The organism is Dongia sp. (assembly GCF_041910485.1).
GTDB lineage: Bacteria > Pseudomonadota > Alphaproteobacteria > Dongiales > Dongiaceae > Dongia.
This window is the reverse complement of the sequence record NZ_JAYRQR010000020.1, coordinates 1-11,809: the sequence shown is the minus strand read 5'-3', so window position 1 is coordinate 11,809 and position 11,809 is coordinate 1. Positions and strand designations below refer to the sequence as shown.

Sequence of the window (11,809 nt, the reverse complement as noted above, 5' to 3'; positions counted from 1 at the left end):
TTCATCGACGTGAGCCCGAAGCAGCTCGTCTCGGTCGCCGCGGCGCTCATCCCGTTCCTTGAGAACGACGACGCCAACCGCGCGCTCCTGGGTTCGAACATGCAGCGTCAGGCGGTGCCGTTGCTCCGCGCCGAATCGCCGCTGGTCGGCACCGGCATGGAAGGCACCGTGGCGCGCGATTCAGGCGTCGCCATCGCGGCGAAGCGCGCCGGCATCGTCGACCAGATCGATGCGACGCGTATCGTCATTCGTGCCACCGAAGAGGCCGATAGCGGCGCCCCCGGCGTCGATATCTACAACCTCCTCAAGTTCCAGCGCTCGAACCAGAACACCTGCATCAACCAGCGTCCGCTGGTGCGTGTCGGCGATCTGATCGACAAGGGCGACATCATCGCCGACGGTCCGTCGACCGAGCTTGGCGAACTCGCCCTCGGCCGCAACGTGCTCGTCGCGTTCATGCCGTGGAACGGCTACAACTTCGAAGATTCGATCCTCATCTCCGAGCGCATCGTTTCCGACGACGTGTTCACCTCGATCCATATCGAGGAATTCGAGTGCATGGCCCGCGACACGAAGCTGGGCCAGGAAGAAATCACCCGCGACATTCCGAACGTGGGTGAAGAAGCGCTGAAGAATCTCGACGAAGCCGGCATCGTTTACATCGGTGCCGAGGTGAAGCCGGGCGACATCCTGGTCGGCAAGGTGACGCCGAAGGGCGAAAGCCCGATGACGCCGGAAGAGAAGCTGCTGCGCGCCATCTTCGGCGAAAAGGCCTCGGACGTGCGCGACACGTCGATGCGCCTGCCGCCGGGAGTCTCCGGCACCATCGTTGAAGTGCGCGTCTTCTCGCGTCGCGGCGTCGACAAGGACGAGCGCGCGCTCGCCATCGAACGCGCCGAAATCGAGCGTCTCGCCAAGGACCGCGATGACGAAAAGGCGATCCTTGAGCGCAACTTCTACAGCCGCTTGAAGGAATTGCTGGTCAACCAGGTCGCGGCCGGTGGGCCGAAGACCCTGAAGGCCGACACCAAGATCACCGACAAGGTGCTCTCGGAGTTCACGCCGGGCCAGTGGCGCCAGATCGGCATCAAGAACGACAAGCGCATGGCCGAGATCGAGGCCCTGAAGAAGCAGTTCAACGAGAGCATCACCGCCCTCGAGAAGCGCTTCGAGAACAAGGTCGAGAAGCTGCAGCGCGGCGACGAACTGTCGCCGGGCGTCATGAAGATGGTCAAGGTGTTCGTCGCGGTCAAGCGCAAGCTGCAGCCGGGCGACAAGATGGCCGGCCGTCACGGCAACAAGGGTGTCGTCTCGCGTATCGTTCCCGCCGAAGACATGCCGTTCCTCGAGGACGGTCGTCCGGTCGACATCGTCCTCAACCCGCTGGGCGTGCCGTCGCGCATGAACGTGGGGCAGATCCTCGAGACCCATCTTGGCTGGGCTTGCGCCAATCTTGGCCGCCAGATCGGCGAAATGGTCGAGCAGGTGAAGCAGAACGGCAAGAATGCCGAACTGCGCAAGGCCGTGAAGGACATCTATGGTGAGCGGACCTACAAGGCCGAGATCATGGAACTGCCCGACGACCAACTGATGGAACTGGCGCAGAACCTCAAAGGCGGCGTCCATATCGCAACCCCCGTCTTCGACGGTGCGCGCGAGGAGGACATCGTCGACATGCTCACCAAAGCGGGGCTTGCCAGCTCCGGCCAGGTGACGCTGATCGACGGCCGTACCGGCGAGCAGTTCGAGCGTCAGGTGACCGTGGGCTACATCTACATGCTGAAGCTCCATCACCTGGTCGACGACAAGATCCATGCGCGTTCGATCGGTCCGTACAGCCTCGTCACCCAGCAGCCGCTGGGCGGCAAGGCGCAGTTCGGCGGTCAGCGCTTCGGCGAAATGGAAGTCTGGGCCCTCGAAGCCTATGGCGCTGCCTACACGCTGCAGGAAATGCTGACGGTGAAGTCCGACGACGTTTCCGGCCGTACCAAGACTTACGAAGCCATCGTTCGCGGCGACGACAATTTCGAGTCCGGCATTCCGGAGAGCTTCAACGTGCTCGTGAAGGAACTCCGGTCGCTCGGCCTCAATGTCGAACTGACCACGAACGAATATTAATCGGATAGCTGACGGAAGACCCGGCGGTTGCACGCCGCCGGGCCCTCGGTCGGCAGAAGGAGATGGCGATGAACCAAGAATTGATGAGCGTTTTCGGTCAGCCCCAGGGCCCGCAGACCTTCGACAACATCCGTATCTCGATTGCGAGCCCGGAGCGTATCCGCTCCTGGTCGTTCGGCGAGATCAAGAAGCCGGAAACCATCAACTACCGGACCTTCAAGCCGGAGCGCGACGGTCTGTTCTGCGCCCGCATTTTCGGTCCGATCAAGGATTACGAATGCTTGTGCGGCAAGTACAAGCGCATGAAGTATCGCGGCATCGTCTGCGAAAAGTGCGGCGTCGAAGTGACGCTCTCGAAGGTCCGGCGCGAGCGCATGGGCCATATCGAGCTTGCCTCGCCGGTGGCCCATATCTGGTTCCTGAAGTCGCTGCCGAGCCGTATCGGCCTGCTGCTCGACATGACCCTGAAGGATCTCGAGCGCATCCTCTATTTCGAAAACTATGTCGTCATCGAGCCGGGTCTGACGCCGCTGAAGCAGCATCAGCTGCTCTCGGAAGAGCAGTATCTCGACGCGCAGGATGAATACGGGCAGGACGCGTTCCAGGCCGGCATCGGCGCCGAGGCCCTGAAGGGCATGCTCTCCTCGCTCGACCTCACCGAAGAGCGCGACCAGATGAAGGTCGACCTGCGTGAGACCTCGTCGGAAGCCAAGCGCAAGAAGCTGGTGAAGCGCCTGAAGCTGGTCGACGCCTTCCTCGAATCCGGCTCCAAGCCGGAATGGATGATCCTCGACGTCATCCCGGTCATTCCGCCGGAACTTCGTCCGCTCGTTCCGCTCGACGGCGGCCGCTTCGCGACGTCGGACTTGAACGATCTCTATCGCCGCGTCATCAACCGTAACAACCGCTTGAAGCGCCTCATCGAACTGAAGGCGCCGGACATCATCGTGCGCAACGAAAAGCGCATGCTGCAGGAAGCGGTTGACGCGCTCTTCGACAACGGCCGCCGCGGCCGCGTCATCACCGGCGCCAACAAGCGTCCGCTGAAGTCGCTCTCCGACATGCTGAAGGGCAAGCAGGGCCGCTTCCGCCAGAACTTGCTCGGCAAGCGCGTCGACTATTCCGGCCGTTCGGTCATCGTCGTCGGTCCGGAGCTGAAGCTGCACCAGTGCGGCCTGCCGAAGAAGATGGCGCTCGAGCTCTTCAAGCCGTTCATCTATTCGAAGCTTGAAATCTACGGCATGGCCTCGACCATCAAGGCCGCCAAGCGCATGGTCGAAAAGGAACGTCCCGAGGTCTGGGACATCCTGGAAGAGGTTATCCGCGAGCATCCCGTGATGCTGAACCGCGCGCCGACGCTGCACCGCCTTGGCATCCAGGCGTTCGAGCCGGTCCTCATCGAAGGCAAGGCCATCCAGTTGCATCCGCTGGTCTGCACCGCCTTTAACGCCGACTTCGACGGCGACCAGATGGCCGTCCACGTGCCACTGTCGCTGGAAAGCCAGCTTGAAGCCCGCGTGCTGATGATGTCGACCAACAACATCCTCAGCCCCGCCAACGGCAAGCCGATCATCGTCCCCAGCCAGGACATCGTGCTGGGTCTCTATTACCTGACGATGGAAGGCAAGGGCGAGCCGGGCGAAGGCATGGCGTTCGGCGACATCGGCGAAATCCAGCACGCGCTGGAAGCCAAGGTCGTGACGCTGCACAGCCCGATCAAAGCGCGCCTCCGCACGGTCGACGAGACCGGCGCCCCGATCATCAAGATCGTGCAGACGACGCCTGGCCGCATGATCCTCTCCGAGGTTCTGCCGCGCCATCCGAACCTGCCGTTCGCGCTCATCAACCGCGTGCTGACGAAGAAGGAGATCACCAACGTGATCGACGCCGTCTATCGTCACTGCGGCCAGAAAGAGACGGTCATTTTCGCCGACCGCATCATGGGTCTCGGCTTCGCCCAGGCCTGCAAGGCCGGCATCTCCTTCGGCAAGGATGACATGATCATCCCCGAGGCGAAGAAGAAGCTCGTCCTCGATGCGCAGCAGAAGGTGAAGGAATACGAGCAGCAGTACCAGGACGGCCTCATCACCCAGGGTGAAAAGTACAACAAGGTCGTCGACGTCTGGTCGAACTGCACCGAGCGCGTGGCCGAGGAAATGATGAAAGTCATGTCCAAGGAATCCACCGGCAAGGGCATCAATTCGGTGTTCATGATGGCCCATTCGGGTGCTCGTGGCTCCGCCGCCCAGATCAAACAGCTTGCCGGCATGCGCGGCCTGATGGCCAAGCCGTCGGGCGAAATCATCGAAACGCCGATTATCGCCAACTTCAAAGAAGGCCTGTCGGTGCTCGAATACTTCAACTCGACCCACGGCGCTCGTAAGGGCCTCGCGGATACCGCGTTGAAGACGGCAAACTCCGGTTACCTGACGCGTCGTCTGGTCGACGTCGCCCAGGACGCCATCATCACCGAGCTTGATTGCGGTACCGAGAACGGCCTCACCGTGAAGGCCGTGGTCGAGGGCGGCGAAACCATCGCCTCGCTCTCGGAGCGTATCCTCGGCCGTACCGTCGCCGCCGACGTGAAGGATCCGCTGTCGGGCCGCACGATCGCCGCGCGCGGCGTGCTGATCGACGAGCCGCTCGCCGACGAAATCGAGCGTGCTGGTGTCGACACCGTGAAGATCCGCTCGGTGCTGACCTGCGATACCAAGACCAGCGTGTGCGCCGCCTGTTATGGCCGCGACCTCGCCCGCGGTACGCCGGTCAATATCGGCGAAGCGATCGGCGTCATCGCCGCGCAGTCAATCGGTGAGCCGGGCACGCAGCTGACGATGCGTACGTTCCACATCGGTGGCGCAGCGCAGCGTGGTGCGGAACAGTCGGCCATCGAAGCGACCTATAACGGCGAAGTTCAGGTCAAGAACCGCAACGTCGTCATCAACAGCGACAATTTGCCGGTCGTGATGGGCCGCAACTGCGAAATCGTCCTGGTCGACGACCAGGGTCGCGAACGCGCCCGTCACCGTGTCCCCTATGGTGCCAAGCTCCTGCAGGATCAGGGCACCAAGGTCACGAAGGGCCAGAAGCTCGCCGAGTGGGATCCCTACACGCTGCCGATCATCACCGAAAAGGAAGGCATCGTTAACTACATCGACCTGGTCGAAGGCCTGTCGATGCGCGAAGTGCTGGACGAAACCACTGGCATATCGAGCCGCGTCGTCGTCGACTGGAAGCAGCAGCCGCGTGGCGCCGACCTGCGTCCGCGCGTCACCCTGCGTGACGACAAGGGCAACGTCGTGACGCTGCCGAACGGTGTCGAGGCCCGCTACTTCATGTCGGTCGACGCCATTCTGTCGGTCGAGAACGGCGCCCATGTCCGCGCCGGTGACGTGCTGGCCCGTATCCCGCGCGAGAGCTCGAAGACGCGTGACATCACCGGCGGTCTGCCGCGTGTCGCCGAACTCTTCGAAGCCCGCAAGCCGAAGGATTATGCGATCATCAGCGAGAGCGCCGGTCGCGTCGAGTTCGGCAAGGACTACAAGGCCAAGCGCCGCATCGTCGTCGTGTCGGAAGATGCGAGTGTCGAGCCGGTCGAGTACTTGATCCCGAAGGGCAAGCACATCTCGGTCCAGGAAGGCGATTACGTCCAGAAGGGCGATCTCCTGATGGATGGCAGCCCCGTGCCGCACGACATTCTCAACGTGCTGGGTATCGAGGCGCTGGCGTCCTATCTCATCAACGAGATCCAGGAGGTCTATCGTCTGCAGGGCGTGAAGATCAACGACAAGCACATCGAGGTGATTGTTCGCCAGATGCTGCAGAAGGTCGAGGTGGGCGATCCCGGCGACACAACGTTCCTGGCGGGCGAGCAGATCGACCGTACGGAGCTGGAGATCGAGAACGAGAAGGTCCTCAAGGAAGGCGGTCGCCTTGCCACGGCGAAGCCCGTGCTGCTCGGTATCACCAAGGCCAGCCTGCAGACCCGTTCGTTCATCTCGGCGGCGTCGTTCCAGGAGACCACGCGCGTCCTCACCGAGGCTTCGGTCTCGGGCCGTGTCGACTCGCTCATCGGCCTCAAGGAGAACGTCATCGTCGGTCGCTTGATCCCGGCCGGTACCGGCTCGGTCATGGCGCGCCTCAAGCAGGTTGCGGCATCGCGCGACAAGGCGTTGCAAGCGGCTGCCGAGGGGGCCAATCCGGCCATCACCGACCAGTCGGCCAAGGCGGAAGTTGCCTAAGCAACTGTCGAATGACTGAACAAAAGACCCCGCTGCCGCCGGCAGCGGGGTTTTTCTTTTGGGCAATGCCGACGCGACGGATTCAGGGCCGCCAGCGACCGTCATATCTTTGTGGAAAGGTGAGGGTGGCTGTAGTGCCGAGATTGGGCGCGCTGCTGATGCTGAGGCTGCCACCTATTAAGTGCAGAAAGGCGCCGCAGAGCGACAATCCACCATTTGTCTGCTGCTGGTTGCTGTCGATAGACCTCTGAAGTTGCCGCAGCTTGTCGGTAGAGAACCCCATTCCATTGTCGCCAATCCTGAGGATCACCTGATCGAGATCGCGTTCCGCATTGTGCTGGACCCTCGCAGATATATCGACCTTGCCGCCGAAGCGGTTGTACTTGATCGCGTTCTCGACGACATGGCCGATCATCTTTTCCAGCGTTTCGTCATCGAGGACGACCGGAATGGAGCCACGGCGCAGATCATGGTTGAGCCGCACGCCCTGGATTGCCGCTGCGGCAGCCTGTGCCGCAAGAATCCGGTCCATGATTTCGGCGAGGTCCGCCGACCGCGTATGCGCGACCGCCATCCGACCTTCGAGGCTGGCAACATCGATGATGCGTTCGACCACGTCCGCGAGTTGTCGTCCGCTTTTGCAGATGTCGGCGGCATAGGTCTGGTAGATCTTGACGCCGAGGGGGCCGAACATCTCGTCCCGCATCACCTCGCCGAAGCCGATGATGGCCGAGAGCGGTGTGCGCAGCTCGTGGGACAATTGGCTAAGGAAATCCAGCTTGGCGAAATTGGCGCGTTCGGCCGTCTCCTTGGCATTTGTAAGAACGCGTTCGCTTTTCTTGCGGTTCGTAATGTCGCGCAGAGCGACAATGATCGCGGGCTTGCTTTGAAAATCCTGGCGCATGGCCGTGACTTCGACTGGGATGCTTTCGCCGGTCAGCCGATGCGCCACCGTTTCGATGGGAGAGCCGTCGTCGCTCTCCAGCACGCGCAGCAGGCGCTGAGCGGAAGGATCGCCAGCCTCGCCAGCAAGGCCCTCAAGAAAGGCGCCGACATGGGCACCGATCAGGAGGCGGGCATGGCAATTGAACATCTCTGTCGCGCGGACATTGGCGGCGAGGACTGTCCCGTCTGGCGATAGGCAAAGCAGTGGGTCCGGGGACAGGCCAAGATCGACCCCTTGGGTATCTCGGTTTTTGTCGGATTGCGGAGAGGGTACGGCGGGATCGTCCATCCGTCCTGCTTGCGCCGGGCCGTGGTTGGTCACTATCCGTGTCCTCCCTCCGGCTGATGCGAAGGAATCGCCTGCACCGGTTACCCGTGATTGCCGCGCGCCCTCGGCAATCGTTGCCCCAAGAAGTAAACATTGGCGACAAAGCGGCGGCGGTGCAAGTGGGGCGAAAGGCAAGCCGGGTGATGGCGCCGTAGGGGGTGGTGCCGCAGGCGCGTTCCGGCTATAGGATCGCTATGTCCGAATTCCTCATCACACTGGCCGGCGTGCCGGCCGGTATTTGGCTCTATTTGCTGCTTTTCCGCGGCGGTTTCTGGCGCGAGCGCCCCGAATCCGGTGCGCGCGAAGGCGGAGATAATTCCTGGGAAAAATCCTGGCCGGAAGTGGCGGCTGTCATCCCGGCTCGTAACGAGGCGGGTGTCGTCGGCGAAGTGATCGGGGCATTGCTGCGCCAGGATTATGCCGGCAAGCTGACAGTCGTGCTGGTGGACGACAATAGCGAGGACGGAACGGCGGCGGAAGCAAAGGCGGCCGCGGGCGCGATTGCCGAGGGCGACAAGCACCGCGCGCTCCACATCATCAGCGGAAAGCCATTGGCTGCCGGTTGGACCGGAAAGATGTGGGCGGTGAACCAGGGCCTTGCCGAGACCCAGCGTGCAGCCATCGGTGCCAAATACTATCTCCTCACCGATGCCGATATTCTCCATGCGCCCGACAGTCTGACGCGGCTGGTGTCGCGGGCGGAGCGGGGCAACTATCACATGGTGTCGCTGATGGCGCAGCTGCGCACCGACACCTTCGCCGAAAAGGCGCTGGTCCCCGCCTATATCTTTTTCTTCCAGAAGCTCTACCCCTTCAACTGGGTGCGCGATCCGAAGCACAAGCTGGGTGCCGCCGCCGGCGGGTGCATGCTGGTGCGTTCCGCTGCCTTGAAGAAGATCGGCGGGATCGCCGCCATTCGCGGCGCACTCATCGACGATTGCGCCCTGGGCAGGGCCATCAAGGCAACCGGACCGATCTGGCTGGGTCTTGCCAGCAACGTCACGTCGCTGCGCGGCTATCCGCGCTGGAGCGATATCTGGAATCTGATCGCGCGGTCCGCCTTCACGCAGCTCAATCATTCGGCGCTGCTGTTACTGGGCTCGGTTCTCGGCATGATCGCGACCTATGCGGCGCCGGTGCTGCTGACCATCAATCCGGACCCGGGGGTCCGTCCCTTCGGCATGCTGGCCTGGGCCATGATGGCGGGCGCCTATCTGCCGACACTCGCCAACTACAAGAGATCGCCCTTGTGGGCACCGTTCCTGCCCCTGGTCGCTGGCTTTTACACGGCGGCAACCATTGCCTCGGCGATCCGCTATTGGACCGGCAAGGGCGGGCAGTGGAAGGGCCGGGCACAGGCCGAGCATGTCAGGAAGAGCATGACATGAGCGAGACCCAGGCCGGCATCGCCACACCGTCCGGCAAGAACGCGACGAACGAGAATTTTCCGGTCGGTTCGGCCCTCATTCGTGCCGAGCTGCGACCGCACGTCCATGCCTTCTATCGCTTTGCTCGCATGGGCGATGACATTGCCGACAATCCGACCCTGTCGCCGGAAGAGAAGGTGGCAAGGCTTGATCTGATGGAAGCCGTTCTTCTCGACCCCGCGCGCGCTGAAGTGCCGGAGGCGGTAGAGCTGCGGCAGTCGCTTGCCGAGACAAACGTCTCACCAATCAATTCGACGGACCTCCTCAAAGCCTTTCGCATGGACGCCACCAAGCAGCGTTATGCGAACTGGGATGAGTTGATGACTTACTGCCGCTATTCCGCGTCACCGGTGGGGCGGCAATTGCTGGATCTGCATGGCGAGCCGGCGCGGGCGCGGTCATCGTCCGATGCGCTCTGCGTTGCGTTGCAGGTCATCAATCATCTGCAGGATTGCGGTGTCGACTATCTGGAGATGGACCGGGTCTATGTCCCGCAGGATCATCTAGCGGCGCACGGCGCCGAGACTCGGCATCTGACCGGGCGCACGAGCAGCCAGGGATTGCGCCAATGCCTCAACGATCTCTTGAACAAGACAGACGCGCTCATGGTCGAGGCGCGCCTGCTGCCGGGCCGGCTCAAGGATTTCCGTCTGCGCGCGGAATCGGCGACGATCGTGCGGCTGGCCGACAAGATGATCGCCCAGTTGCGCGCCAACGATCCGTTGGCGGGCCGTGTGAAGCCGACCAAGATGTTCTTCCTGATGGCCATGCTGGAAGGCATTGCCTGGGCAATGTTCGCGAGGGAAAAATGATGGACGCGACGCAGCAGATCGCGGCGCAGGTGAAAGCGTCCGGGACGTCATTCTATTCGGCCATGCGCCTGCTGCCACCGGCGCGGCGCGATGCCATGTTTGCGATCTATGCCTTCTGCCGTGAAGTCGACGATATCGCCGACGAAGAGGCGCCGCAGACGGAGAAGCAACAGCGCCTCGCCGAATGGCGGGCGGAGATCGACCGGCTTTATGCCGGCCAGCCGACCGGCACGATATCGCAGGCATTGCTGACGCCTATGCGAGAATTCAAGCTGCGGCGCGAGGATTTCCTGGCGGTCATCGACGGCATGGAGATGGACGCAACCGATACGATCCAGGCGCCGGATATGGCGACGCTCGATCTCTATTGCGACCGTGTCGCCTCCGCCGTGGGGCGGCTGTCAGTGCGCGCTTTTGGGGCCACCGAGGCCGTGGCGGACGATGTCGCCTATCATCTGGGCCGCGCCTTGCAGCTTACCAACATCCTGCGCGATATCGAGGAGGATGCGGGGCGGGGCAGGCTCTATCTGCCGCACGATCTTTTGGCTAAGCACGGCATCGTCAGCGGGGATCTTGCCGTCATCCGGCAGCATCCGAATTTGCCGCGCGTCTGCCGCGATCTCGCGGCCCGCGCCAAGGACCATTTCGCCAAGGCGGATGCGGCCATGCGGCAATGCGCCAAGGAACCGATGCGCCCCGCGCGCATCATGGGGGCGGTCTATGGGGCGCTCCTCGACAAGCTGATCGCCTGGGATTGGCGCGACCTGACGACCGAGATCAAGGTGCCGAAATGGCGCAAGATCTGGCTGGCGATCCGTTATGGCTTCCTCTGACGTGAACAAGTCGGGACGTGTCCATGTCGTCGGTGCGGGGCTCGCCGGCCTCGCCGCCGCGACGCGGCTGGTGCGCGCCGGGCATGCCGTCTCGCTCTACGAAGCGGCGCAGCAGGCGGGCGGGCGCTGCCGCTCCTATGAAGATGCCGAGCTCGGGTGCCGGATCGACAATGGCAATCACCTCGTCGTCAGCGGCAACCTGGCGGCGATGGCCTATATATCGGAGATCGGTGCCACGGCCACCTTCACCGCGCATGACAAGGCGATCTTCCCCTTCATCGATCTGGGGACCAACGAGACATGGCGCGTGCGGCCGACCGAGGGGTTGATGCCCTGGTGGTTGCTGGTGCCGAGCCGGCGCACCAAGGGCACCTCGCTCCTCGACTATCTCGACGCCGAGCGGCTGGCGCGCGCCAGCGAGAACGCTGTCGTCACCGACATCGTCGACAAGCGCAAGCTTGCCTTCCGGCGCCTTTGGGCACCGCTCTGTGTCGCGGCCCTCAACACGGCACCGGAGGAAGCATCGGCCAAGCTGCTGGGGCGCCTGTTCCGCGACACGTTCGGGCAGGGCGGTGCGGCACTTCACCCGGTGATGCCGCACGAAGGATTGTCGGAGAGTCTCGTAGACCCCGCACTGGCGCAGCTGCGCGCGAAGGGCGCCGAGATTTTGTTCGGGCACCGGCTGCGGAGCGTGCGCTTTGCCAACGACCGGGTGACGCATCTCGATTTCGGCAAGGCGGAAATCGCCTTGGCGCCGGAAGACCGGGTCGTTCTCGCCGTGACCGCGCCGGTGGCGCAGGATCTGCTGCCGGATCTGGTGGCGCCGAACGCCTTTCGCGGCATCGTCAACGCGCATTTCAAATGGGACGGCCCGACACCGGCCGACCCTTTCATCGGCGTGGTCGGTGGAACCGCTGAATGGGTGTTCGTGAAGCCGGGCATTCTTTCGACCACGACCTCGGCAGCCGAACCGATCATCGATCTGCCAGCCGAAGAACTGGCCGCCCGATTGTGGCGTGACGTCGCCGCGGCTTGCGGGCTCGGGGGCGCACCGTTGCCGACATGGCGGGTGGTGAAGGAGAAGCGGGCAACCTTCGCGGCAACG

At 63.0% G+C, this 11,809-nt stretch carries 7 protein-coding genes; 6 read left to right on the top strand and 1 reads right to left on the bottom strand.

The annotated features are described in order from the left end of the window. Positions 1–2,118: DNA-directed RNA polymerase subunit beta (rpoB, locus tag ACE3PP_RS06215; RefSeq protein ID WP_374379270.1), on the top strand; the 2,118-nt coding region annotated here is incomplete at its 5' end. Between the two features lie 68 nt (positions 2,119–2,186). Continuing rightward, complete coding sequence (gene rpoC, locus ACE3PP_RS06210) at positions 2,187–6,359, top strand: DNA-directed RNA polymerase subunit beta' (RefSeq protein ID WP_374379268.1); 4,173 nt, start codon at positions 2,187–2,189, stop codon at positions 6,357–6,359. 82 nt (positions 6,360–6,441) lie between these two features. Here rpoC and ACE3PP_RS06205 read toward each other — a convergent pair whose 3' ends face one another. Continuing rightward, positions 6,442–7,593 carry a sensor histidine kinase gene (locus ACE3PP_RS06205; RefSeq protein ID WP_374379273.1) on the bottom strand — a complete coding sequence of 384 codons (1,152 nt, stop codon included), beginning with the start codon at positions 7,591–7,593 and terminating at the stop codon, positions 6,442–6,444. Between the two features lie 233 nt (positions 7,594–7,826). Here ACE3PP_RS06205 and ACE3PP_RS06200 point away from each other — a divergent pair, with 233 nt between their 5' ends. From ACE3PP_RS06200 to hpnE, 4 genes are all read left to right on the top strand, one after another. After that, a complete protein-coding gene (locus ACE3PP_RS06200) occupies positions 7,827–9,020 on the top strand; it encodes a glycosyltransferase (protein WP_374379265.1) in 1,194 nt (397 codons plus the stop codon). Then, positions 9,017–9,871: a squalene synthase HpnC gene (hpnC, locus tag ACE3PP_RS06195; protein ID WP_374379262.1), complete on the top strand. Its 855-nt coding sequence runs from the start codon at positions 9,017–9,019 to the stop codon at positions 9,869–9,871. The genes ACE3PP_RS06200 and hpnC overlap by 4 nt, the downstream gene beginning before the upstream one ends. After that, positions 9,868–10,704 carry a presqualene diphosphate synthase HpnD gene (hpnD, locus tag ACE3PP_RS06190; protein WP_374379259.1) on the top strand — a complete coding sequence of 279 codons (837 nt, stop codon included), beginning with the start codon at positions 9,868–9,870 and terminating at the stop codon, positions 10,702–10,704. Before hpnC ends, hpnD begins: the two co-directional genes overlap by 4 nt. Next, positions 10,691–11,809: hydroxysqualene dehydroxylase HpnE (gene hpnE, locus ACE3PP_RS06185; protein ID WP_374379256.1), on the top strand; the 1,119-nt coding region annotated here is incomplete at its 3' end. The genes hpnD and hpnE, both read left to right, overlap by 14 nt.